The organism is Hymenobacter algoricola (assembly GCF_039539525.1).
In the GTDB taxonomy this organism is placed as follows: Bacteria; Bacteroidota; Bacteroidia; order Cytophagales; family Hymenobacteraceae; genus Hymenobacter; species Hymenobacter algoricola.
Genome location: NZ_BAABDH010000037.1, coordinates 17,727 through 41,671 on the forward strand (window position 1 = coordinate 17,727; position 23,945 = coordinate 41,671).

The 23,945-nt window shown below is 64.2% G+C and carries 22 protein-coding genes, 1 tRNA gene and 1 pseudogene; 5 read left to right on the forward strand and 19 right to left on the reverse strand.

Translation table 11 applies throughout. The features are described from left to right. Positions 1 to 14: 14 nt before the first annotated feature. Entirely contained in the window at positions 15 to 1,211 is a 1,197-nt protein-coding gene (locus tag ABD842_RS10240) for a phosphoglycerate kinase (RefSeq protein WP_345113156.1), read from the forward strand. Between the two features lie 156 nt (positions 1,212 to 1,367). Here the strand turns inward: ABD842_RS10240 and ABD842_RS10245 are convergent, their stop codons facing one another. Beyond that, positions 1,368 to 2,576: a site-2 protease family protein gene (locus tag ABD842_RS10245; RefSeq protein WP_345113158.1), complete on the reverse strand. Its 1,209-nt coding sequence runs from the start codon at positions 2,574 to 2,576 to the stop codon at positions 1,368 to 1,370. Next, positions 2,569 to 3,228 (reverse strand): HAD family hydrolase, encoded by a 660-nt coding sequence (locus tag ABD842_RS10250; protein WP_345113160.1) that lies wholly within the window; start codon positions 3,226 to 3,228, stop codon positions 2,569 to 2,571. The genes ABD842_RS10245 and ABD842_RS10250 overlap by 8 nt, the downstream gene beginning before the upstream one ends. Positions 3,229 to 3,358: 130 nt before the next feature. Between ABD842_RS10250 and ABD842_RS10255 the strand changes: the two genes are divergently transcribed. Next, a tRNA-Ile gene (locus tag ABD842_RS10255) sits at positions 3,359 to 3,432 on the forward strand. 245 nt (positions 3,433 to 3,677) lie between these two features. Here the strand turns inward: ABD842_RS10255 and ABD842_RS10260 are convergent. The 5 genes and pseudogenes from ABD842_RS10260 to ABD842_RS10280 form a co-directional block, all read right to left on the reverse strand. Next, entirely contained in the window at positions 3,678 to 4,055 is a 378-nt protein-coding gene (locus ABD842_RS10260; protein WP_345113162.1) for a cupredoxin domain-containing protein, read from the reverse strand. Between the two features lie 11 nt (positions 4,056 to 4,066). Next, positions 4,067 to 6,346 carry a heavy metal translocating P-type ATPase gene (locus ABD842_RS10265; protein ID WP_345113164.1) on the reverse strand — a complete coding sequence of 760 codons (2,280 nt, stop codon included), beginning with the start codon at positions 6,344 to 6,346 and terminating at the stop codon, positions 4,067 to 4,069. A 328-nt stretch (positions 6,347 to 6,674) separates the two neighbouring features. Continuing rightward, a complete protein-coding gene (locus ABD842_RS10270; protein ID WP_345113166.1) occupies positions 6,675 to 7,037 on the reverse strand; it encodes a sensor histidine kinase in 363 nt (120 codons plus the stop codon). Positions 7,038 to 7,113: 76 nt separating this feature from the next. After that, positions 7,114 to 7,635 (reverse strand): annotated as a pseudogene (locus ABD842_RS21185) (histidine kinase); the annotation flags it as partial. Between the two features lie 192 nt (positions 7,636 to 7,827). Beyond that, positions 7,828 to 8,934 carry a porin gene (locus ABD842_RS10280; RefSeq protein WP_345113169.1) on the reverse strand — a complete coding sequence of 369 codons (1,107 nt, stop codon included), beginning with the start codon at positions 8,932 to 8,934 and terminating at the stop codon, positions 7,828 to 7,830. 443 nt (positions 8,935 to 9,377) lie between these two features. On the opposite strand from ABD842_RS10280, the gene nhaA reads away from it, so the two are divergent. Beyond that, positions 9,378 to 10,694, forward strand: a complete 1,317-nt coding sequence (gene nhaA, locus ABD842_RS10285; RefSeq protein WP_345113171.1) for a Na+/H+ antiporter NhaA — start codon at positions 9,378 to 9,380, stop codon at positions 10,692 to 10,694. Positions 10,695 to 10,752: 58 nt separating this feature from the next. Here the strand turns inward: nhaA and ABD842_RS10290 are convergent, their stop codons facing one another. After that, a complete protein-coding gene (locus tag ABD842_RS10290; protein ID WP_345113173.1) occupies positions 10,753 to 11,418 on the reverse strand; it encodes a DUF2461 domain-containing protein in 666 nt (221 codons plus the stop codon). A 94-nt stretch (positions 11,419 to 11,512) separates the two neighbouring features. Here ABD842_RS10290 and ABD842_RS10295 point away from each other — a divergent pair, with 94 nt between their 5' ends. Then, on the forward strand, positions 11,513 to 12,115 hold the full coding sequence (locus tag ABD842_RS10295) for a DNA-3-methyladenine glycosylase I (protein WP_345113175.1): 603 nt from the start codon (positions 11,513 to 11,515) through the stop codon (positions 12,113 to 12,115). Between the two features lie 88 nt (positions 12,116 to 12,203). Here the strand turns inward: ABD842_RS10295 and ABD842_RS10300 are convergent, their stop codons facing one another. Beyond that, a complete protein-coding gene (locus ABD842_RS10300) occupies positions 12,204 to 12,428 on the reverse strand; it encodes a helix-turn-helix domain-containing protein (RefSeq protein ID WP_345113177.1) in 225 nt (74 codons plus the stop codon). Between the two features lie 310 nt (positions 12,429 to 12,738). On the opposite strand from ABD842_RS10300, the gene ABD842_RS10305 reads away from it, so the two are divergent. Continuing rightward, positions 12,739 to 13,650: a bestrophin family protein gene (locus ABD842_RS10305; RefSeq protein ID WP_345113179.1), complete on the forward strand. Its 912-nt coding sequence runs from the start codon at positions 12,739 to 12,741 to the stop codon at positions 13,648 to 13,650. A gap of 18 nt (positions 13,651 to 13,668) precedes the next feature. Here ABD842_RS10305 and ABD842_RS10310 read toward each other — a convergent pair whose 3' ends face one another. From ABD842_RS10310 to paaE, 10 genes are all read right to left on the reverse strand, one after another. Continuing rightward, positions 13,669 to 14,442 (reverse strand): enoyl-CoA hydratase/isomerase family protein, encoded by a 774-nt coding sequence (locus ABD842_RS10310; protein ID WP_345113181.1) that lies wholly within the window; start codon positions 14,440 to 14,442, stop codon positions 13,669 to 13,671. A gap of 109 nt (positions 14,443 to 14,551) precedes the next feature. Further along, positions 14,552 to 16,618: a phenylacetic acid degradation bifunctional protein PaaZ gene (gene paaZ / locus ABD842_RS10315; RefSeq protein ID WP_345113183.1), complete on the reverse strand. Its 2,067-nt coding sequence runs from the start codon at positions 16,616 to 16,618 to the stop codon at positions 14,552 to 14,554. Positions 16,619 to 16,880: 262 nt separating this feature from the next. After that, positions 16,881 to 18,086: a 3-oxoadipyl-CoA thiolase gene (gene pcaF / locus ABD842_RS10320; protein ID WP_345113185.1), complete on the reverse strand. Its 1,206-nt coding sequence runs from the start codon at positions 18,084 to 18,086 to the stop codon at positions 16,881 to 16,883. A gap of 8 nt (positions 18,087 to 18,094) precedes the next feature. After that, positions 18,095 to 18,556, reverse strand: a complete 462-nt coding sequence (locus ABD842_RS10325) for a hotdog fold thioesterase (protein ID WP_345113187.1) — start codon at positions 18,554 to 18,556, stop codon at positions 18,095 to 18,097. Continuing rightward, positions 18,531 to 19,712: a 3-hydroxyacyl-CoA dehydrogenase NAD-binding domain-containing protein gene (locus ABD842_RS10330; protein ID WP_345113189.1), complete on the reverse strand. Its 1,182-nt coding sequence runs from the start codon at positions 19,710 to 19,712 to the stop codon at positions 18,531 to 18,533. Before ABD842_RS10330 ends, ABD842_RS10325 begins: the two co-directional genes overlap by 26 nt. A gap of 137 nt (positions 19,713 to 19,849) precedes the next feature. Then, entirely contained in the window at positions 19,850 to 20,356 is a 507-nt protein-coding gene (gene paaD, locus ABD842_RS10335) for a 1,2-phenylacetyl-CoA epoxidase subunit PaaD (RefSeq protein ID WP_345113191.1), read from the reverse strand. Beyond that, positions 20,350 to 21,153, reverse strand: a complete 804-nt coding sequence (gene paaC / locus ABD842_RS10340; protein ID WP_345113193.1) for a 1,2-phenylacetyl-CoA epoxidase subunit PaaC — start codon at positions 21,151 to 21,153, stop codon at positions 20,350 to 20,352. The genes paaD and paaC overlap by 7 nt, the downstream gene beginning before the upstream one ends. Positions 21,154 to 21,206: 53 nt before the next feature. Continuing rightward, entirely contained in the window at positions 21,207 to 21,494 is a 288-nt protein-coding gene (gene paaB, locus ABD842_RS10345; protein ID WP_345113195.1) for a 1,2-phenylacetyl-CoA epoxidase subunit PaaB, read from the reverse strand. A gap of 147 nt (positions 21,495 to 21,641) precedes the next feature. Next, positions 21,642 to 22,595: a 1,2-phenylacetyl-CoA epoxidase subunit PaaA gene (gene paaA, locus ABD842_RS10350; RefSeq protein ID WP_345113197.1), complete on the reverse strand. Its 954-nt coding sequence runs from the start codon at positions 22,593 to 22,595 to the stop codon at positions 21,642 to 21,644. A 209-nt stretch (positions 22,596 to 22,804) separates the two neighbouring features. Next, on the reverse strand, positions 22,805 to 23,884 hold the full coding sequence (paaE, locus tag ABD842_RS10355; RefSeq protein WP_345113199.1) for a 1,2-phenylacetyl-CoA epoxidase subunit PaaE: 1,080 nt from the start codon (positions 23,882 to 23,884) through the stop codon (positions 22,805 to 22,807). Positions 23,885 to 23,945 lie beyond the last annotated feature (61 nt).

Here is a 23,945-nt window from a genome sequence, read left to right on the forward strand (position 1 = left end):
CCCATTCCCGTCCCATGAAAACACTGGACCAGTACAACTTCGCCGGCAAGCGCGCCGTGGTGCGCGTCGATTTCAACGTGCCCCTCGACGCCGACCTGCGCATCACCGACGACACGCGCATCCGTATGGCCACGCCGACCATCAAGAAAATCCTGGCCGACGGCGGCTCGGTGGTGCTGCTTTCGCACATGGGCCGGCCCAAGGGCGGCCCCGACAAGAAAAACTCGCTGCGCAACATCGTGGCGCGCCTGCAGCAGGAGTACGGCCAGGAAGTGCTGTTTGCCGATGACGCCACCAGCGCCGACGCTGCCCAGCGGGCCGCCGCCCTGCAGCCGGGCCATATCCTGCTGCTCGACAACCTGCGCTTCCACCCCGAAGAGGAGCAGGGCGACGCCGCCTTCGCCGAAAAGCTCAGCCAGCTCGGCGACGTGTACGTGAACGATGCCTTCGGCGCAGCCCACCGCCGGCACGCCTCCACGGCCGTCATGGCCCAGTATTTTACCCCCGAAAACCGCGTGGCCGGTCTGCTGATGCAGAGCGAGCTGGACAATGCCCACCGGGTGCTGACCAACGCCGAGCGGCCCTTCACCGCCATCATGGGCGGGGCCAAGATTTCGGATAAGATCCAGCTCATCGAGCAGCTGCTCGACAAGGTGGACTACCTGATTATCGGCGGCGGCATGTCGTATACTTTCTCGGTGGCCCAGGGCGGCAGCATCGGCAACTCCCTGCTCGAAGCCGACAAGATTGACCTGGCCCTGAGCCTGCTGGAAAAGGCCAAGGCCAAGGGCGTGCAGCTGATTTTGCCCGGCGACGCCATCATTGCCAACAAATTCGCCAACGACGCCGACGTGGACGTGGCCACCAGCCACCACATTCCCGACGGCTGGATGGGTCTCGACATCGGTCCGGAGTCGCGCGAGCAGTTCGCCGACATTATCCGCCAGTCGAAAACCATCCTCTGGAACGGCCCGATGGGCGTCTTTGAGATGAGCAACTTCTCGGTGGGCACTGAGGTCGTGGCCCGCGCCATTGCCGAAGCCACGGCCGGCGGCGCCTTCAGCCTCATCGGCGGCGGCGACTCGGCCGCGGCCGTCACCCAGATGGGCTTCGCCGACCAGGTTTCCTACATCAGCACCGGCGGCGGCGCCCTGCTCGAATACATGGAAGGCAAGGAGCTGCCCGGCGTAGCGGCCCTGGAAGGGCGGTAAGCGGCGGGCCGTAACGCAAAGCTTTGCTTCGCAGGCCATCGACTAGTTTCCCGTAATAGCGCTGAAATTTTGCGCAGCAAAACTTCGCGCTACCGCAACCAAAGAGCCCCGACGTCACATACGTCGGGGCTCTTTGGCTAACAGGAGTTTCTAAACTCAGCCAAACGGGGACGGCGAGAAGCACAGCACGAAAATCAGCAGCATCACCCAGCCCAGCACCTTGCGGCCCGGGCTCAGGGGCCGCTCGTCGGGGGCCTGGGGGTGGAAGATGCCCGTGACGCGGCCCAGCAGCAGGCCGAAAACCAGCCAGCCGGGGTTGCCCTGAATCCCGGGCACAGCCAGGGTTACGGCCAGCTGGGCGGCAAACACGCTCAGGGCCAGCATCAGCCCGCGGCGGGGCGTGGGCAGCACCCGGCGAAACACCAGAATCAGGTAGAGCAGGTAGGGCAGGCCCCAGTACAGCCAGGTATCGGTGGAGCTGTGCAGGGAGAACAGGCCCAGCCCGGCGTAGAAGATAAAGGCCATGAACAGCCCCACCGACAGCCGGTTGAACCGGCGGTAGCCCAGCAGCCCGTACAGAATGTGGCCGCCGTCGAGCTGCCCGATGGGCAGCAGGTTGAGGGCCGTGAAGAACAGCGCCAGCGCCCCGGCCAGCAGCACCGGGTAGTGCATCAGCTCATTCGGGGGGGGCAGGCGGGCCGGGTCGGCAAAGATTGTTTCGAGCAGGCGGTAGAGCAGCGGCTTGCCCAGCGTCATGCCTTCCCCGGCCCGGTACACGTAGCGGGCGTAGTCGGCCCCGTAAGCCCGGTATTCGGGGTGAATGTTGAACACGTACTCCAGCGGGTCGGGCAGGTGGGTGAAGCCGTAAATCAGCACCGGCACGGCGACCAGAAAGCCCGCCAGCGGCCCGGCCAGCCCGATGTCAAAGAACTCCTTGCGGGAGAATATCCGGTCCTTGATGCGGATGACGGCTCCGAACGTGCCGATAGTATTAAAAAAGCCGGTGAAAAACGGAATATAAAAGGGCAGCGTAGTCCGCACCCGGTAGTGGCGGGCGGTGAAGTAGTGCCCGAACTCGTGCACCGTGAGTACCCCCAGAAACGGCAGCGAAAACCACAGCCCGCGCAGGATTTCGGGCGTGCTGAACCAGCCCGTGAGCCGGAAGCCCTGGCCCTGGTCGAAAAACATGCGGCCGGTTATCCACTCGGCTCCCGCCAGCGTGGTCGTGGCCAGGGTGAGCAGGAACAGCAGCAGATGGAGCGAGTAGGTGCGCCAGCGGGGCGGCTCGGGCTTTTCGTAGGGGGTGAAGCCCAGCATCTCGGGCGTCACGGTATCGGCAGCCGGCGGCGTTTCGGCGTCAGGCAAGGGGAGGAGTGGGGAAGGCACGGAGGGCGGCGGGAAGGGCGGCGGTGAGGGTGAGGGGCGGGGCCAGAAACAGCGTGTGCAGTCCCAGGCGGCGGGCCGTTTTGATGTGCTGAAAACTGTCCTCGATGAAAAGAGTTTCCGCCGCTCGCCAGTTCATTTCGCGCAGAGCATGGGCAAAGATTTCGGGGCCGGGCTTGCGCAGCCCGACCTGCTGGGAGTAAAATACCCGGTCGAGGCAGTCGGCAATGCCGTGGCGGAAGCCGTACTGGGTGCGCAGCCGCCGGTTTATTTCCTCAATGTGCAGCTGGTTGGTGTTGCTGAGTAGGGCGGTCTGGTAGCCCTGGGCCCGCAGCTCGGCAATAAAGGCCAGCCGCTCGGCCGGCACGTCGAGCAGCATGGCGTTCCAGGCGGCATCCAGTTCGGCGTCGGTGCCCTCCAGGGCGTAGTGCCGGCGCAGGCCGGTGCGGAACTCCGCTGGCGTCAGGCGCCCGGTTTCCAGCAGGTCGAACAGCTCCGACTGGTGCTGCTGGTTGAACTCGATGGTGCTGCCGGCCCGGCTGAGCTGCCGCATGGCGTCTACCGTGCGCTGGTAGTCGATATTGATAATCACGCCTCCGAAGTCGAAGAGCAGGTGGGGCTTTTTGCCAGGCATAGCAGGGAGGAGCACGGCTCAGCCCGTGGCCGTTACCCTGGGCCGCGGGCTGTCGTTATTTAAGAATTGGAAATCCGGCCGCAAACTTCGAAGTTTGCGCTGCCGAAACCAACTACGGAAGGTTTTAGCCGGGCCTATAGCTCAATCGGTTAGAGCAGCTGACTCATAATCAGCAGGTCACTGGTTCGATTCCAGTTGGGCCCACTTGAGTATAAGGCAAGCTACTGTTTACAAGTAGTTTGCCTTATTTTTTGATTCAGTGGAAAAGCTCCCGGGGCAGAAGTCTGCCATTGCCGGCATTCTTTTGCCCTCCCGCCTGATGAAACCGGTAAAAGGGCGCACAAGCACTGAAACTGCAACGAACCCCGCTGTTTTGGCACTGCCACCTGCAATAAGGCGGCTCAGGCTGAACAGGGCCGTTCGATCTGTTGGAGCCGTTGTCCGGCTGGTTATTTCACCACCAGGATCCCGCGCAGCATACCCATGCCGCAGGTAAACTCAAACCGCCCGGCCTCCGTGGGCAGCAGCTCCACCAGCGTCGTCTGGAATGCCGGCAGGTCGCGCCGGATGTGGAAGTCTGGCATCAGCAGCTCCTCCGAGCAGCTGTTCTCCTCGTCGCGGTAGAAATGCAGCTGCACGGCCTTGCCGCGCTCCACCTCGATTACGTCGGGCGAGTAGCCGCCTTTCACCGTGATATCCACTGCCTGCACCCCGCTCGACGAGGACACGGCGGTGGCGGTCTGCCGGGCCGACAAAAAGAAATACCAGATGACGAACCCGGCCAGGGCCAGCCCCGCCATCGTCACCATTACCGCAGTCGTGTCCATGGCTCGTCGTGCTAATGATTGTTGAAAGCCCGCAGGCGCAAGGAGTTGGTCAGTACCGATACCGAGCTGAGGGCCATGGCGCCAGCCGCCAGCATGGGCGAAAGCAGCCACCCGAACACCGGATACAGCAGCCCGGCCGCAATCGGAATACCCAGGGCGTTGTAGATAAACGCGAAGAACAGGTTTTGCTTGATGGTGCGGATGGTTTGCCGCGACAGCTCAATGGCCGTCACTACGCCATTCAGGTCGGAGCGCATGAGCGTGATGCCGGCCGCTTCCATGGCCACGTCGGTGCCGCCGCCCATGGCCAACCCAATGTCGGCCTGCGCCAGAGCGGGCGCGTCGTTGATGCCGTCGCCTACCATGGCGACCGTACGGCCTTCGGCCTGCAGCTCCCGCACTTTACCGGCCTTATCGGCGGGCAGCACCTCGGCGAAGTAGCGCGTTATGCCCACCTGCTCGGCTACCTTGGCGGCCGTTTGCGGGTTGTCGCCCGTCATCATCACCACCTCAATGCCCAGGGCTTGCAGGCGCCGGATGGCGGCGCCGGACGTGTCGCGCACCGTGTCGGCCACCCCAATCAGCCCCGCCGCCTGGCCTGCCACGGCCACGTACAGCACCGTCCGGGCCTGGTTCAGCAGCTCTTCAGCCTGAGCGGCCAACGCCTCCGGAAAGGCTATGCCCTCGTCCTTGAGCAGACCCCGGTTGCCAATCAGCACGGCCTGCCCGTTTACCGTGGCCGCCGCGCCCTGGCCTTCAATGGCCCGAAAATCAAGGGCGACCAGCGGAGCAGCTCCCTGCGCCTCGGCATAGCGCACCACCGCTTCGGCCAGCGGGTGCTCACTCTGCCGTTCGAGCGCGGCCACCAGCTGCAGCAGCGGTGCCGCCGGCTGGCCCCCGAAGGGCACAAAGTCGGTCACCGCCGGCTCACCGCGGGTAATGGTACCCGTCTTGTCCAGCAGCACGGTATTCACCTTGTAGGCTTTCTCCAGCGCTTCAGCATTGCGGATCAGCACCCCGTGCTCGGCCCCTTTACCCGTGCTGACCATGATGGCCGTCGGCGTGGCCAGGCCCAGCGCGCAGGGGCAGGCGATGATGAGCACCGCCACGAAGTTGACCAACGCCAGCGGCAGCCGGGTAGCCACCGGCGCCAAGTCAAACCACAGCACAAACGTGAGGATGGCTATGACCACCACCGTGGGCACAAAAACGGCGCTGACCTTGTCGGCCAGCCGCTGAATGGGGGCGCGGCTGCCCTGGGCGTCTTCCACCAGCTTCACTATCTGCGCGAGCATGGTATCGGCGCCTACTTTCGTCACCCGAAAGCGGAACGAGCCGGTTTTGTTGAGCGTAGCGCCGAACACCGAGTCCCCCTCTTTTTTCTCCACCGGCAGACTTTCGCCCGTGAGCATGGCCTCATCCACGGCCGAGCGGCCTGCGGTAATCACGCCGTCAGTGGCCACTTTCTCCCCGGGCCGCACCACAACCACGTCATTTAGCTGCACCTGCCCGATGGGTACGTCTACCTCCTGCCCGCCGGGCCGCACCACCCGCGCCATTCTGGCCTGCAGGCCCATGAGGGCGCGAATCGCCGCGGAGGTCTGGGTTTTGGCCCGCAGCTCCAGCACCTTGCCCAGCAAAATCAGGGCAATGATGGTGGCCGTGGTGTCGTAGTATACTTCCGGCAGCAGCCCGTGGCGCGTGAAGAAGCCCGGCGCCACCGTAGCGGCCAAGCTGTAGAGAAAGGCCGCGCCCGTGCCCACCGCAATGAGCGTATCCATGTTGGCCGACCGGTGCTTAAACCCATTCCAGGCCGAGGTGTAGAACTCCCGGCCACTATACAGCAGCACGGGCAGCGTGAGCAGCAGCAGGCCGTAGTTCAGCCACGCCATGCTCACCCGCGCCATCAGGGCGGGCCACAGCATCAGCATACTCAGCAGCATAATCACTGCTGCCAGGCCCACCGCCACCCAGAAGCGGCGCTTGAGCTTGCCGTAGGCCACCGCTTTCTGGCGGTCAATTTCGGCCTGCCGGTCGGCCGCGCCGGTATCCGGCGCGCGCTCCGCCACGCCGAAGCCCGCCTGCACCACGGCCTCTTTGAGGGTGGCCGGGCTGGCCTGCCCCGGCAGGTACTGCACAGTGGCCTTCTCGGTGGCGAAGTTGACCAGCGCACTGTGCACGCCCGGCGCCCGGCTCAGCGATTTTTCCACGGCCGACGCACACGAGGCACAGGTCATGCCCTCGATGTCGAGCGTCGCCGTTTCCGTGTTTTTGGGGGTAGCTGCCATCATACTAGTGCCTTCGTTAAGTAGCCATGTTGCTGATTCTACGCCAGGTAAAATCAGCGGGATACGACATGGCAAAGGAACGGTTTCTGCTGGTCTAAGTCGGTACGGAATCCGGCGCCAGACTTGCATAATTTGACGCTCGACCACCACTGCTGCCCGTACCCAGTCAGGGTCGAAACGTGCACGAGCTGGCAGCCGCGCGCAATGCCGCCGTCGGCTATCCGTGGCACTTACGGCGGTGGCGGTGGCCCCCGCCGGCGCTTGGGGGGGCGGGCACCAGCTGCCCCGTGCCTGCGTGGCTCGGCGACTCTTATCACTTTGGGAATACGCGCTACGCCGGCCCCGGCACGGCCAGCGGCCGTGTAAACAGGCAGGCGCTGCCCGCGCCCAGCTCACTTCCTACCCAGAGCTGCCCGCCCTGGCTGCCGATAAACTCGCGGGCAACGCCAAGGCCCAGCCCCGAACCGCCCCGGTAGCTGTTCTTGTCGGGAATCTGGACGAAGCGCCGGAAGATTTTCTCCTGGTATTGGGGCGCGATGCCGGGGCCGTGGTCCTGCACGCTCACCAGCGCGTGCTGACGGTCGGCCGAGAGGCTGGCGCGGACGATTTTCCTGGCGGCCGGAGCGTTGGAGTTGCTGCAGGCCACGAGCCGGTCGGTGTTGCGGCGCTGGGGCACCGGCGGCGGCGCTTTCAATCTGCCGGCCCGGCAGGTTGGCTACCTCATGCAGGGCCAGCTCACGCAGCCGGAGCAGGTTTTCGGCCCGGAAGAAGTTCTCCAGCGCCGTGGTCACCTTCTGCATGCTGTATATTTTACCCTCCTCCAGCCGGCCGCGCAGCTCGCCCACGGTCAGATCCACGTTCACCACCTCGTCGGCCAGCTCGAGCAGCTGGTCGGGCACGCGCTCCGTCACGTTGGGGCCGCTGATGCGCCGTATCTGGTCGTGCAGGCTTTCCAGGTGCTGCACGTTCACGGCCGCAACGACGGAGATGCCCGCTTTCACGAGCTGCTCCACATCCTGCCAGCGCTTCTCGTTCAGCGAGCCGGGCACGTTGGTGTGGGCCAGCTCATCCACGACAACCACCGACGGCTGGCGCTGCAGAGTGGCCGGCACGTCCATTTCCTCCAGCATCCGGCCCTTGTAGAAGGTCTGCCTGCGGGGCCGCACCGGCAGCCCCACCAGCTGGGTTTCGGTACCGGCGCGGGTTTCCGCGTAGCCCAGCACCACGTCTGCCCGGTGCTGGTGCTGGAGCAGGTTGTGGGCTTCCTGGAGTATGCGGTAGGTTTTGCCCACCCCGGCTGCCAGGCCGGTGTAGACCTTGAGCCGGCCGCGGCGGCGGTCCTGTGCCAGGCGCAGAAACCGCTCGGCAGACTGGTCGCGCCGCTGGTCGTCAGCAGGGAGTGGTATGGTGGAAAGCAGAAGAGAACGGCGGCAACGGGCTGAGCAGTGGTTCGGCTGCGGCTGCGCAAAACGTGCTGCCGGCTATTAAAACGACAGCGCGATGCTGCTGGTGAGGTTACCGTAGTTGTCGGTGGGCCGGCCGTCGCGGTCGGTCAGGAAGGGCTCCCGGGCGCGGAAGGCGCGGCCTTCGACGCGAAAGACGACGTTGGTGGCAGGAGCGTAATCGAGGTTGAGGGAAGCGGCCTGCACCCTGAAGTCAGGCGCAGCAGGAGCGGGTATGATGGAGCTGATGATGACGCCGTGGTCGGCCGCGTAGTACTCGGCCCGGGCGGCAGCAGTCCATTTAGCGGCCAGCTTGTAGCGCACAAAGGCGGCACCCGAGTGCCAGGTATCGGCCTTACTGCCGCGGGCGGCCTGCTCCTGCGTGCCCACGTCGAACACCAGCGCCAGACTCAGGCGCGGGGTGGCGGCGTAGCTCACGTAGAAATCGTGGAAGTAGCGGCGGCGGCGCACCGAGTCCTGGGGCTGCTCATTGCCATAGAAGCCGCTGCTGTTGACGAGCAGCTTATCGGTGGGGCGCCACTGCAGCTGGGTGCCGAGGGCTTTGGCCTGGTTGTTTTCGCGGATGTTCTGCCAGCCGTTCAGCACCAGCCCGGTCAGCGTGAGCTTGGGCGAGGCTTCGAAGGTGAAGCGCGCGCCGGATTCGTAGTAAGGCGAGTTCTCGGCCATCAGCGAGCGGGTCAGCGTCCAGTTGTCCTTGCTGACGGCCGACTCGAAGCCAATGTGGGAGGCAAAAATACCGAGGTCGAGCCAGGCCTTCTGGAAGGGCCGGAAGCCGGCATAAGCTTCGTAGACGTGCCTGAGCACGGGGTCCTCAGCCGCGTAGTTGGCCGCCACATAGGTGCCCGCGTGCAAGCCCAGAGCCCCGCGCGCCTGCCCGTTGTCGTAGCGCAGTCCGATAACGGCGTTGTTCACCGTAAACTCGTTCTGGCGGTTGTGCGAGTACAGGAAGCCGGGTCGCTGGTTGGTAGCCGCATGCTGGAAATCGTAGCCGTAGTAGCCATCCACGAAACCGTAGGTGGTCAGCGGACTGGGCGGCGTGGCGGCAGCGGCCGAGTCGGCAGTGGTTTGGGCAGTGGCGGCCGCAGCCAGCAGCTGCAGACCTAGTGTGAGGAGGAAGTTGGATTTCATTGGGAGAAAAGCCCCGGCTGCCCAAGCGGCCGGAGCATCAGGGAACAGAAAAATGAGAACAGGCTCAAAGCAACGAAATTCGACCGAGCTACCAGCTGCTTTGGCTGAGGCGTACCGGCCCGCCCGCCGCTTCAGGGCAGGGCGGGGTAAATCAGGGAGACACCACCCGCAGGACGAGGGTTAAGGCGCCGGGCAGGAAGCAGGTGCTGGGCAGCAGTAGGTGCTGGCAGGGGCGAGGGCTGCTCCGGGGGGGGGGCACGACTTTTTGGTCGTGGTACCACTATCGTTGCTGATGTCTGCCTGCCGTGCAACAATAGTGGTACCGTGAAGCCCGGCGGGCGATTCTTGGTGCCACCCCCCAGCGGACCACCGCCGGAAATTCATAACCTTTGTTTCAAACCGGACCGGCACTGAGCCGTACTTTCGCTACTATATTCTGTTTGATGGCTGTTACCCAATTCGTCCGCCCCCTGGTGCGGCCTTTTGCCGAGTTCTTTCGTCGCGAGGCGGCGGGAAGCATCGTGCTGCTGCTAAGCGCCGTGCTGGCCCTGGTGCTGGCCAATACCAGCTGGGGGCCAGCCCGGTATTTTCCGGCCCTGTGGGATGAGCATCTGCGCCTCGCCTTCAACGGCCTGGTGCTGGACAAGAGCCTGCTGCACTGGATCAACGACGGACTGATGACGGTGTTTTTCCTGATCGTGGGCCTGGAAATCAAGCGGGAGGTGCTGGATGGCGAGCTGGCTACCGTGCGGCACGCGGCCCTGCCGCTGGCGGCTGCGCTGGGCGGAATGCTCGTGCCGGCCCTGCTTTTCACGCTCTTCAACCGCGGCACGCCCACGGCCGGGGGCTGGGGCATCCCAATGGCCACCGACATTGCGTTTGCCCTGGCCGTGCTCCAGCTACTGGGGCCCCGGGTGCCGCTGGGCCTCAAGGTGTTTCTCACCGCCCTGGCCATTGCCGATGACCTGGGAGCGGTGCTTGTCATTGCCGGGTTCTACACCCACGAGCTGCACCTGAACTTTCTCTACCTGGCCCTGGCCACCTGGGCCGGGTTGCTGGGGCTCAATGGGCTGGGGGTGCGGAGCCTGTGGCTGTATCTGGCATTGGGGGTACTGCTGTGGTACTTCACGCTCGAATCGGGCATCCATGCCACCCTGGCCGGCGTGCTGCTGGCCGTGGCCATTCCGACCCGCATCGGCCACGACCGGCCGGCCCTGCTACGCCTGCTGGAAGCGCGGCTGCGCTTTCTCAACGACGAGGTACACGGGTCCGACGCCGACCCGCGCACCATCAGCGAGGAGCTGGAAGAGCTGGCCGAAACCATCAGCTCGCCGGCGCAAAAGCTGGAGCAGCGGCTGCACTCGGTGGTCGCTTTCGGGATTGTTCCGCTGTTTGCCTTCGCCAATACCAGCCTCGTTATTGATGCCTCGGTGTTTGGCGAGCTATTCTCCCCGCTGGGCCTGGGCATTATGGTAGGGCTGCTGGTAGGCAAGCCCCTGGGCATCGGGCTGCTGGCCTGGATTACCGTGCGCCTGGGCTGGGCCACGCTCCCGCCCGGCGTGACCTGGCGGCACCTGTGGGGGGCCGGCGTGCTGGGCGGCATCGGCTTCACGATGTCGCTGTTTATCACCCTGCTGGCCCTGGGTGAGCATTCGCCGGGCGAAGCAGTGGCCAAGCTGGCCATCCTGCTGGCCTCGCTGGTGTCGGGCATGGTGGGCTACCTGCTATTGAGGGCTACTCATGCCAGCCCCGGCCCGTAAGCGGCGGAATCCAACTCAGCTTTCCTGGTCGCCGGCAAGTGGCCGCCGGGTACTCACGCTAGTTCAGGCCGCGGTTCAGGAATTCGACCAAAGGCTGCAGCCCCCGGAAAGCGTCCGTTACGTGGGTACGGAAACCGGGGGCCAGCACGTCGGCATCGGTGAGCGGATGCGCGGCGGTAAAGCTTTTCAGCTTGAGGTAGGGCAAAGCGGGGTTATCGGCCTCGTAGCCTTTCGGGGGGCGCTTTAAGGTGTTCTCCTGGCTCAGTCCGCTGAAGTAGCGGCTGAATTCCGCCCCGGCCAGCAGCCGCTCGAAGGCGGGCAGGTCGTAGTCGATTTCCTGGCGAATGGCGGCCAGCGCAGCCGCTTCGGGCATGTACAGGCCGCCGGCTACGAAGGAGCCGCCCGGCTCCAGGTTCAGGTAGTAGCCGGCCGTGGGCGCGCCCTTGCCCCCGGCGTTGAACCAGGCCCCGAAGTTGGATTTGTAAGGCGACTTGTCGGCCGAGAACCGCACGTCGCGGTTGATGCGGAACACGCACTTCTTGGGCTGCAGGTGCGACGCCGCAATGGCCGGGTCGGCCGCCTCCACGCCGGTCAGCAGGTCGGTTGCCAACGCCAGGAAATCGGCTTTGGCGGCCTCGTAGGCCGGCCGCTGCGCGTCGAACCACGGTTTGCTGTTATTGGCCTGGAGGCCGCTGAGAAAGGCGAGAGTCGTAGATTGAAGCATAAATGGCGGGTTAGATCGGCAAGTACGCTCCTGGCGGGCAAACTACCCGTACGTCCGGCTCACCACTCCCTCACCACTTCTTCCCGCCCGTGCCATGCCTGCTGCCGCACCCTGCCCCTGGACCGAACAAAGTGAACTGCTGCGGGCCTTTCACGACCACGAGTGGGGCGAGCCGGTGGCCGAGGCCGGCATTCTGTTCGAATACCTGGTGCTGCACACGTTTCAGATCGGCTTCGACTTCCCGGTAGTGCTGCGGCGGCGGGAGGCTTTTCGCGAAGTGCTGGCCAACTTCGACCCCGATCAGCTGGCCCGCTTCGGGGAAAACCAAATTGAGGAGCTGCTCCAGGATGCGCGCATTCTGCGCAACCGCCGCAAGCTGCTGGCCACCGTGCAAAACGCGCAGGCCTGGCTACGGCTGCGCCGCGAGCTGGGGGGCGAAGAACAGCTGCTGCCGTTTTTCTACGGCTTCGTGGGCGGCCGGCCGGTAAACGCGGGCCGGAGCCCGGCCAATCCAGTGCCGCTGTTCGTGCCCGAGAGTGAAGCCCTGAGCAAGGAGCTGAAGCGCCGCGGCTTTAGTATGACGGGCCCTGCCACCTGCTACAACATCCTGCAAACGGCCGGCATGGTCAACGACCACCTGCTGAGCTGCCCGCGCCACGCCGAATGCCAGACGCTGGCCACCCAGGGAATTTTCTAGGCGGGCCGGGACCCAGCTTGTCTTCTGCGCCCCGGCCCGCCTGCTACCGAAAACCGGACCTGCGGGCCGGTCGTCTTAGCGGGACAGTCTACTCCTTTAGCCCGTACTCCTGCATCTTGCGGGAGAGCGTGGTCACGGCCACGTTCAGCATGCGGGCGGCTTCGGCCTTGTTGCCGTGGGCCTCGGCCAGCCCCGGGCGCATATGCCGCAGCCCGGCCGTGCGTAGGGTAAAGCCGGGAGTGCCGGCGGTGGGAGTGGGCCTGTCCAGGCAGTAGCGGGTCGGCGAACATATCGTCGACGGTGAGCAGTTCACCGTCGACCAGAATTACGACCCGCTACCGCCACCGCCTTTTTCAACGCCCGGAAAAATACCGGCGCTTGAGCTGCGGAAAGTGCTGCTAAAGTATGGGCAGTGCTTACCGTTGGCTACGGATCAGCCCGGGAGCCCAGGCCCGGCGCCGCGCCCGGCCCGGCGCTGTCGGCCCTGGTTGCGTACACGGCGCATGGGCGCGGCTGGCGTACTGGCAGCCAGTGCTGCTGGCCACAGCCGCCCCACCCTTCTTCTGCTCCTCGCTGCCGGGCCCGAATCCGGCGCGTCCGGCTACTTCTTCCCCTTGTCTGCTATGCTGCTCGACACTAAGCTGCCCATCTACTACATTTTCCGACGCATCCTGCCCGACATTATCCGGGTGATGTTCATCTCCGTGTTTTTTCAGGTGCTGAAATGGTTTTTGAGCCCGTATCTGCCGCTTATTCCGCTGCAGCTGTCGGCTATTCTCGGCAGCTGCATTTCGCTGCTGCTGGCGTTTGCCATCAGCCAGTCGTACGAGCGGTGGTGGGAAGCGCGCAAGATCTGGGGGGCCATCGTCAACGATTCGCGCACCCTGGTGCTGCAGGCCCGCAGCTTCGTGAAAGCCGAGTTTCTGCCGCCCCAGGCCCCGGACTCCCCGCTGAGCGCCCTGGCCCACCGGCAGATTGCCTGGTGCTACTGCCTGGGCGAAACGCTGCGCGGCCTGAACCCCGACGCGACGCTGGCCCGCTACCTGCCCGCGGCCGAGCTGGCCTACCTGCAGCCGCACGCCAACAAGGCGTTGGGGCTGCTGGCGCTGCACACCAACCAGTTGAAGGACCTCTACGAGCGGCAAGCCATCAACACTCTGCAGCAGGTGTATCTGGATGCCACGCTGGTACGCCTGTGCGAGGCCATGGGACAGGCGGAGCGCATCAAGAACACGGTGTTTCCTACCAACTACCGGCTGCTCGTGCACTTTCTGATCTACCTGTTTCTGGGCACCCTCTCGCTGAGCCTGGTCGAAACCATCGGCCTGTGGGAAACGCCGGTGCTGCTGATGGTGGCGTCCACGTTTTTCCTGCTCGAGCGCACCGCCCGCTACCTGCAGGACCCGTTCAACGATGCGCCAACCGACACGCCGGTGACGGCCCTGGCCCGCACCGTCGAAATCAACCTGCGGCAGCTGCTGCAGGAGACGCAGGTGCCCGCCCCGCTGGCGCCGGCGGAGTTTTACCTGATGTAGGCCCGCAGTGCCGCCCGCTTACCGGCTTTTAAACTGCTGAATGGCCTGCCGGGTGAAGTCGGACAGCACCAGCCGGCCGCTGATGGCGGCCCGCTCCACGAGCAGGGTATCCCAGTTTTCGGTGCCGGCCCAGATGACGCGCTTCAGGTCGGTCAGCGCGGCCGGGTTGTAGGCAGCCAGCCGGGCGGCAAAGGCATCGACGGCGGCATCCAGGGCTTCCGGGGTTTCTACCACGGTGGCGTAAAGGCCTTTTTCCTGGGCCCAGGCCGCGCTGCGAAACTCCGCCGCATCCAGCGCCAGCTGGGCGTAGGCCGCTTTGCCGATCTTGAGCTCCACCACCGGCCCCACCACAAACGGGCCGATGCCGACCACCAGCTCGCTGAGCTTCACCGCCGCCTGGGCCGTGGCAAAGCAGTAGTCGGTAGCGGCGGCCACGCCCACGCCGCCGCCGATGGCTTTGCCCTGCACGCGCCCGACGATGATCTTCGGGCAGGTGCGGCAGGCGTTAATGACTTTGGCGAAGCCGGAGAAAAACTCCAGGCCCTGGGCTTCATCCCGGATGGCCATCAGCTCGTCGAAGCTGGCGCCGGCGCAGAAGGTTTTTTCGCCCTCACTGCGCAGGATGATGACTTTGGTGGCTTCGTCCTGGCCGGCCTGGGTGATGGTGTTGGCCAGCTGGGTGAGCAGCGCGCCGGGCAGGGAGTTGTGCGACGGGTGGAAAAAGGAAACCGTGGTGATGCCGCGGGCATCGGTAGCGGCCGTTACCTGGCCGGCGGTGAGGGTGTTGGTCATATGTATATCACGCAGTGTCTCGGGGTGTAAAACCGCAGGGTTTCGCAGTGTACTGTTGAACGACACTGCGAGACACCGCGCCGTCCACTGCGAAACCCTGCGTGAAAAATTATTCCTGGTTTTTCTTTTTCACCATCGTCAGAATGGTGGCCACGGCCACGGTTTCCTGGGTCTGATCGGTGATTTCCACGTACCAGCGCACGATGCCCTTGGCGACATCTTCCGCGTCGCGCTTCTCCTGCCCGATTTTCTCCTTCACCGTCAGCGTCACGCCGATGGTGGTGCCGGGATATACGGGCTTGGTGAAGCGGCACTCGTCGAGGCCGTAGTTAAGCAAAACCGGGCCCTTGCGCGGGTCCACGAACATGCCGGCGGCCTTGCTCAGGATGTAGTAGCCGTGGGCCACGCGGCCGGTAAAGAGCGTCCCTGCCAGGGAAGTCTCATCGACGTGGGCGTAGAAGTTGTCGCCCGATACCTGGGCGAAGCTGCTGATATCGGCTTCCGTGACGGTGTGCTTGTGGGTGACGTAGGTCTGCCCGATTTCCAGCTCCTCGAAGTAGTGCTGAAACGGGTGCTTGTCCTTCTCGATCTGCTTCGCCTTGGGCTGGTAAACTTCGGTGATGGCCGTAATCATGCTCGGCGAGCCCTGGAGCGCCACGCGCTGCATGAAGTGCTCCACGCCGCGCATGCCGCCCATTTCCTGCCCGCCGCCGGCCCGGCCGGGTCCGCCGTGAATCAGCAGGGGCAGGGGCGAGCCGTGGCCGGTGCTTTCCTTGGCCATTTCCTCGTTGATGATCAGGATGCGGCCGTGGTGGGTGGCGGCACCCAGCACGAAGTCCTGGGCCGTGCGCGGGTCGTTGGTGGCCAGGGAGCACACCAGGGAGCCTTTGCCCATATTCACCAGCTTGATGGCCTCGTCGGTATCCTTGTAGGGCATCAGCGTGGCCACGGGCCCGAAAGCTTCCACCTCGTGGGAGTCGAGGTGGCGGAAGGGCTCGGAGTTGAGCAGCAGGATGGGGGAGATGAACGCGCCCTTGTCGAAGTGGGCGCCGCGGTCCTGGCCCAGCACGTCCACGCCGCCGTCCAGGTCGCCGTACACGATGGGCGTGTTCTTCGCCAGCAGCCTGATTCGTTCGCGCAGCTGCGCGGCTTGCTCGCGCCCGGCCAGCGCGCCCATGCGCACGCCCTCGGCCAGCGGGTGGCCCACGGTGGTTTGCCCCAGCAGTTTGCCCAGGGCAATCTGCACGTCCTCCACCAGGTTTTCGGGCACGATGATGCGGCGGATGGCGGTGCATTTCTGCCCGCACTTGCCGGTCATTTCCTTGCGCACTTCTTTCACGAACAGATCAAACTCCGGCGTACCCGGCCGGGCGTCCAGACCCAGCACGGCGGCGTTCAGCGAGTCGGCCTCCATGGTGAAGGGCACGGCTTCCTCGATGATGCGCGGGTGGGCCCGCAGCTTGCGGCCGGTGCTGGCCGAGCCGGTGAAAGTCACCACGTCCTGGTAGGTGACGTGGTCCAGAATTCCCTGGCCCGAGCCGACGACCAGCTGCAGCGCGCCGGCGGGCAGGATGCCGGAAGCAATGATTTCGCGCACCACGGCCTCGGTGAGGTAGGCCGAAGGCACGGCGGGCTTCACTACGGCGGGCATGCCGGCCAGCAGGTTCACCGCAATCTTCTCCAGCATGCCCCACACCGGGAAGTTGTAGGCGTTGATATGCACGGCCACGCCCTCCCGGGGCACCATCAGGTGCTGAGCCATGAAGGTGCCGCCCTTCGACAGCCCCACCGGCTCACCCTCCACGTAAAACGGCTTGTCGGGAAACTTGCGGCGCAGCGAGGCGTTGGCAAACAGGTTGCCGATGCCGCCCTCGATATCGACCCAGGAGTCGGCGCGGGTGGCGCCGGAGCGGTAGCTGAGCGCGTAGAACTGCTCCTTTTTCTCCATCAGGTGCATCGCCAGGGCCTTGAGCATGCGGCCCCGCTCGTGGAAAGTCATTTTGCGCAGGGCCGGGTTGCCCACGCTCCGGGCGTAGGTGAAGATGGCTTCGTAGTCGAAGCCCTCCGTATTGGCCAGGGCAATGACTTCGCCGGTGCTGGCATCAAGCAATTCCTGGGGTGCGGATTCGCCGGGCGTCCAGCGGCCGAGGGTGTAGTTTTCGAGGGTGGGCGTCATGAGAGGGAGTTCGGAGAAGTTAGAGCCTGGAGCTTAGAGCTGAGAGGACGTTCTGATAATCATGCAGCCAATCAAATCGGCCGTCATTCCGAGCTTGCCGAGGAATCTCGCGTGGCGTCGTTAGCATGCTATTGTCATGCTTGATCTGTCGTCCGCGAAGTCGAAGTATCTCTACCGCTTCCGTTGGGGCGGCATTGAATAGCATCACAACATCAGCACGCGAGATTCCTCGGCAAGCTCGGAATGACGTTCTTTTGGGAAATTACACCCGCTCGATAATGGCCGCGTAGCCCTGCCCGACGCCGATGCACATCGTGACCAGAGCGTAGCGCTTCTGCTGCTGGTGCAGCTCCAGGGCGGCGGTATTGAGCAGGCGGGCACCGCTCATGCCCAGCGGGTGGCCCAGGGCAATGGCGCCGCCGTTGGGGTTGAGGCGCGGGTCGTTGTCCGAAAGGCCGAAGGCGCGGATGCAGGCCAGGATCTGGGCGGCAAAGGCTTCGTTGAGCTCGATGATATCCATCTGGTCCAGCGTAAGGCCGGCTTTTTTCAGCGCCTGCTGCGAGGCGGGTACCGGACCGATACCCATGATGCGCGGCTCCACGCCCGCCACGCCCATCGAGACGATGCGGGCTTTGGGGGTGAGGTTGTGCTGCTTCAGACCGTCTTCGGAAGCCAGCAGCAGCGCCGCCGCGCCGTCGTTCAGGCCCGAGGCGTTGCCGGCCGTCACGGTGCCGGTTTTGCTGAAGGAGGGCCGCAGCTTGCCCAGCCCTTCGAGCGTGGTGCCGGCCTTGATGAACTCGTCCTGGTCGAAGACCAGCGGCTCGCCCTTGCGCTGGGCAATGCTGACGGCCACTATTTCTTCGGCAAACCGGCCCCGCTGCTGGGCGGCGGCGGCTTTGTGCTGGGAGGCCAGGGCAAACTGGTCCTGATCGGCGCGGCCGATGGTGTCGCGCTCGGCCAGGTTTTCGGCGGTTTCACCCATGGCGTCGGTGCCGTAGAGCTCCTCCATGCGAGGGTTGATGAAGCGCCAGCCGAAGCTGGAGTCGTACATCTGCGCGTCGCGGCCGAAGGCGGTGCTGGCCTTGGAAATCACCAGCGGGCCCCGGGTCATGTTTTCCACCCCGCCGGCCACGAACAGGTCGCCGTCGCCGCTCTGAATGGCGCGGGCGGCGGCAATGCCGGCCGAGAGGCCCGAGGCGCAGAGGCGGTTCACGGTTTCGCCGGGCACCGTGGCGGGCAGGCCGGCCAGCAGCAAAGCCATGCGGGCCACGTTGCGGTTGTCCTCGCCGGCCTGGTTGGCACAGCCCAGGATCACGTCGGCAATGGCGGCCGGGTCGGCGGTGGGGTTACGCCGGAGCAGCTCCCGGATAACCAGGGCCGCCATATCATCGGGCCGGACGGTGGCCAGGGTGCCGCCGAAGCTGCCGATGGGGGTGCGGATGCCGTCAACTAAATACGCTTGTTTCACAGGGGTGGTTAGGTTGTTGGTTCTTGGGTTGGGATGCTCAGAATGTCGGTGCTGGTGCGGTAGGCCGTGCCTTTGAACAGGGCCAGCACCGTGCCGTGCTGATTGGTGACGCGCAGCTGGTACACGCCGATTTTATGCTTCAGGCTCTCTTCCCGGGCTTCCACGGTGATGAGGTCGTGAAGCTGGCCGGCTTCGAGGTAGTCCATCGTCACGCTCAAGCCCACGCTGAAGCGGCCGTGGCTGTTGCAGGCAAACCCGAAGGCCGAGTCGGCAGCCGAGTAGGTGACGCCGCCGTGCAGGTTGCCGAAGCCGTTGAGCATGTCGGGCCGCACCCGAAAGTGCAGACGGCAGTAGCCGGGGCCTACCTCATCGATTTCCAGGCCCAGCAGGCGGGTGAAAGCGTCGTGGCGCAGCATGTGCTCCTTCACTGCTTCGGCGGGGTGGTTAGCGTGGGGCAGCGGCCGGCTCATGCTGGAGAAAGAGCTGATTGGTGCGCACCAGGCGGCGCAGCAGCGGGCTGGCGCGGTAGCGGTCCTCGTGGTACTCGGCGTAGAGGTCGTCGAGGGTTTTGAGCACGGTGGCTGGACCCAGCTCGTCGGCCCAGGCCAGCAGGCCCTTGGGGTAGTTCACGCCCTTGGTCATGGCCAGCTCCAGGTCTTCGCGGGAGGCTACGTTCAGGGCCAGCGCGTCCACGGCCTCGTTGATGAGCATGGCCAGAATGCGGTGCAGCACGGCGCGGCCCAGGGTTTTGTCCCGGTTCGGCTCGGGCGGCACGGCGCCTTGGGCGTAGCTGTAGAAGCCCCGGCCCGACTTGCGGCCGTAGTAGCCGGCCTCGAACAGGCGCTTCTGGGTGAAGGAGGGCTTGAAGCGCGGGTCGTAGAAGAAGGAGGCGAAGACGGACTCCGTAACCCGGTAGTTCACGTCATGGCCGATGAAATCCATCAAGGCGAACGGGCCCATGCGGAAGCCGCCCAACTCGGTCATGGCCCAGTCGATGGTGGCCAGGTCGGCAATTCCTTCCTCCAGAATGCGGATGGCCTCGCCGTAGAAGGGGCGGGCCACCCGGTTCACGATAAAGCCCGGGGTGTCCTTGGTCAGCACCGGCAGCTTGCCCCAGCTTTGCACCAGGTCACGCACTTCCTCGGCCAGCCCGGCGCGGGTCTGCACCGCCGGAATGACTTCCACCAGCTGCATAATGGGCGCGGGGTTGAAGAAGTGAATGCCGATAAACCGCTCCGGCTTCCGGCAGGCCGCGGCAATGGAGGCAATGGAGAGCGAAGACGTGTTGGAGGCCAGAATGCAGGTGTCGGAAACCAGCATTTCCACTTCCCGAAACAGCTGCTGCTTCACCGCCAGATCTTCCACAATGGCTTCCAGCACCAGCCCACAGTCGCCGAAAGCCGACACGTCCTGGGTCAGGTGCAGGCGGGCAAACGTGGCTGCGGCGGCCTCGGTGGTCAGCTTGCCTTTCTCCGCCAGCCTGGTCAGGCTGGCTTGCAGGGCGCTGCCGGCCCGTTGCAACGCCTCCGCGTTCTGGTCGAGCAGGCGCACGGTGTGGCCGGCCGTAGCCACCACCTGCGCAATGCCCGCGCCCATAGCGCCGCTGCCGATTATTCCGATGATCATCCGTGAAAGTAAAGTGATATAAAGACTTTTGTCATTCCGAGCGAAGCCGAGGAATCTCGCGTGCTGATGTTGAATTACTACTCAGACGTCAGCACGCGAGATGCTTCGGCAAGCTCGGAATGACGTTCTGGAGTGTCTCAGGCGTGGCACTTGAAGTAGTCGAAGGGCTCCTGGCAGTCGTCGCACTGGTAGTGGGCTTTGCAGGCCGTGGAGCCAAACTGGCTGACCAGGTGCGTATGCGCTGATTTGCAGAGCGGGCAGCGCACGGCGGTGTCCTTGCCGAACAGGTTGAGCATGTGGCCCGTCGCGGTGCCATCCACGGGCGGTGCGATGCCGTAGGCTTCCAGCTTGTCGCGGCCCGCCCGGCTCATCCAATCCGTCGTCCAGGCCGGGCTGAGCTGGTTGTGGATGGTGAGCCGGGTGATGCCCTCGGCCAGCAGCCGCAGCCGGATGTCGGTGGCAATGGTGTTCATGGCCGGGCAGCCCGAGTACGTCGGCGTAATGCTCACCGTGACCTGCTCGCCGTCTACCCGCACGCTGCGCACGATGCCCAGATCCAGAATGCTGAGCACGGGCACCTCGGGGTCCGACACCTCTTCCAGCAGCTGCCAGATGCGTTCTTCGGTGGGCGCCGCGGCTACCATGTCAGGCCCGGATACGTGCGCTGCATGTACTGCAGCTCGGCCAGAATGTAGCCCAGGTGCTCGGTGTGCCGGCCTTCCTTGCCGCCGGTCATCATAAATACTCCCTGCGGAACGGGCAGCGTAGCTTCCTCAAAAACGTGCGCCAGGTGCGCCTCCATTTTCGGCAGCAGCGCAGCGTAATCGGGAATGAGGCCGGCGGCCTGCAGCACTTTTTCGGTGGCCGTGGGCGTGGTCAGCTCGCCGGAATAGCGCCAGAGGCTGGCCAGGGCTTTATCGAGGCGCTGCCGGCTTTCCTCCGTACCGTCGCCGAGGCGGATAACCCACTCCGAGCTCCATTTCAGGTGGTAGGCGGCCTCCTTCACGGCCTTTTCGGCAATGGCGGCCAGCCGCTCATCGGTGCTGGTGCGCAGCTGCACCAGGCAGTGGTAGTGGAAGTTGTCGAACAGAAACTGCCGGGTGATGGTGTCGGCAAAGTCGCCGTTGGGCTGCTCGACCAGCAGCGGGTTGCGGTACTGGGTGGCGATGCGCAGAAACGCGAGGTCGTCCTCGGTGCGGCCCTGGCCTTCCAGCTCGGCGGCGTACTGGTAGAGGCTGCGGGTTTCGCCCAGCAGATCAAGCCCGATGTTGGCCATGGCCAGGTCCTGCTCCAGCACCGGCCCGTGCCCGCACCACTCCGACAGCCGGTGGCCCAGAATCAGGCTCGTATCGGCCAATTGCAGCACGTACTGAAACAGGAGCTGCCGCAGCTCGGGCGAGTAGGCATTCAGCGCCGACGTATCGGAAGGGGCAACTTGCATAGGGCGAAAGTAAAAAGCGGCCAGCTGACTGCTACGGGCAGTCAGCTGCTTACCTACATGTGCTTAATGGAGTCCGGCACGTCGTAGAACGTGGGGTGCCGGTACACTTTGTCGTTGGCCGGGTCGAAAAAGGCCTCGGCATCGTCGGGGTTGGAGGCGTGTACGTGCGTCGACTCCACCACCCAGATGCTGATGCCTTCCTGGCGGCGGGTGTACACGTCGCGGGCATTCTGGATGGCCATGGTGGCGTCGGCGGCGTGCAGGCTGCCCACGTGCTTATGGTCGAGGCCCTGCTTGCTGCGGATAAAAACCTCCCACAGCGGCCATTCGGATTGATTCATCGGAGAGGTAAAATTCAACTATTAACGTCTGTCATTCCGAGCAAAGCCGAGGAATCTCGCGTGGCGTCGTTAGATTACTAATCAGACGTCAGCACGCGAGATTCCCCGACTTCGCTCGGAATGACGTTCTATTTTCTTTGGTAAGAACTACGCGGCCTGCGCCTCAGCTTTTCGGGCGCGTTTCCTGGCGTGGGCGGAGGCGGCTTCGCGCACCCAGGCGCCTTCCTCGTGGGCTTTCACGCGGGCGCCGAGGCGGTCCTTGTTGCACATGCCGTTGCCCTTCACCACGTTCCAGAACTCCTCCCAGTTCACGCCGCCGAAGTCGTAGCCTTTCTTGGTCTCGTTCCACTGCAGCTCCGGGTCGGGCACGGTGAGGCCCAGAAACTCGGCCTGGGGCACCATCATGTCCACGAATTTCTGGCGCAGCTCGTCGTTGGTGAAGCGCTTGATGCGCCAGTTCATGCTCTGGGCCGTGTTCGGCGAGTCGGCGTCGGCGGGGCCAAACATCATCAGCGTGGGCCACCACCAGCGGTTCAGCGCTTCCTGGGCCATTTCCTTCTGCACCGGCGCGCCTTCGCACAGCGTCTGCATAATCTCGAAGCCCTGGCGCTGGTGGAAGCTTTCCTCCTTGCACACCCGCACCATGGCCCGGGCATATGGGCCGTAGGAGGTGCGGCACAGCGGCACCTGGTTCAGAATGGCCGCGCCATCCACCAGCCAGCCCACCGTACCCATATCGGCCCAGCTCAGGGTGGGGTAGTTGAAAATGCTGGAATACTTGGCCTTACCCGAGTGCAGGTCGGCCAGCATCTGGTCGCGGGAGGTACCCAGGGTTTCGGCGGCGCTGTACAGGTAGAGGCCGTGTCCGGCTTCGTCCTGGACCTTCGACAGCAGAATGGACTTGCGCTTCAGCGACGGGGCGCGGGTAATCCAGTTGCCTTCGGGCAGCATGCCCACCAGCTCGGAGTGAGCGTGCTGGGAAATCTGCCGCACCAGCGTCTTGCGGTACGCATCGGGCATCCAGTCCTTGGGCTCAATGCTGATGTCCGCGTCAATGCGGGCCTGAAACTGCTCTTCGAGGTTGATTTCTACCGTTTCCATGCGCTTTCAACAATGTTTAACTAACAATCGTTAGTTAAAAGTAAGGAAAAATTTGGGCTTTACTCTATTGTATACGCTCAACCCAGACAGAACGTCATTCCGAGCGCAGCCGAGGAATCTCGCTTGGCGTCGTTGGCTTACTACTCTACCGACGCCACGCGAGATGCTTCGGCAAGCTCAGCATGACGTTCAACGAAATACTGGTCCGGCTACTGGTCAAAATCCACCGTCACCTTTTCCGACGTGGGGCGGGCCTGGCAGGAGAGGACGTAGCCTTTGGCTAGTTCGCGGTCGGAGAGGGAGTAGTTCACGTCCATCTCCACGGTGCCTGCTACCACCCGGCAGCGGCAGGTGCTGCACATGCCGTTTTTGCAGGAGTAGGGGGCATCCACGCCGGTTTCGAGCAGGGCATCGAGCACCGTGTTGCCGTAGTACGACATCTCCAGCACCCGGGTCGCGCCGTCGAGCTGCACGGTTACCTGGCTATGCTTGTCGTCGGCGCCGGCGGGGTGGGATCGGGTCGGATCGGCCGCTTTTTTGCCGCTGCTGGCCGAGGTAAACATTTCGAAGTGAATCTTCTCCGGGGCCATACCGGCGTTGGTCAGGGCCGCTTTCACGCCCAGAATCATTTCTTCCGGCCCGCAGATAAAGCACTCATCAATCTGGCTGGCGGGCAGAATCTTATCCAGAAACAGCTCGGTTTTCTGCTGGTCGATGCGGCCGAACAGCAGATCGGTGGTGCCCTGCTCCCGGCTCAGCACGTGGTAGACGCTCAGCCGGTTCAGGAACTTGTTCTTCAGCGCCTCGATGCCCTCCTTGAAGATGATGGAGTTGCGGCCCCGGTTGCCATAAATCAGCGTCACCTGGCTGTGGGGCTCGGCCAGCAGCACCGTTTTGATGATGGAATACACCGGCGTGATGCCGCTGCCGGCCGCAAACGCTACGTAGTGCTTGGCCTGGTCGGGGTGCAGCGGGGTGTGGAAGTGGCCGGCCGGCGGCATCACGTCCAGCTCTTCGCCCACCTGCAGGCTATCCACGGCCAGCGACGAAAACCGGCCCTCGGGCACTTTCTTGATGGCTACCTGCCACTCATTTTCCAATGGGCTGCTGCAAATGGAGTAGGAGCGGCGCAGCTCCTCGCCGTTGTGCTCGCGCCGAAACGTGAGGTACTGGCCCTGGGTGAACCGGAACGTGTCGCGCAGCTCCGCGGGCACGTCCAGCGACACGACTACCGCGTCGGGCGTTTCGCGCTGAATGCGCTTGATCTTGACTTTATGAAATCGACTCATGTCGTTTTTGGTTTTTGGTTCTTAGTTTTTGGCTCGTGGTATTCTGGTACAGCCGGCTGCA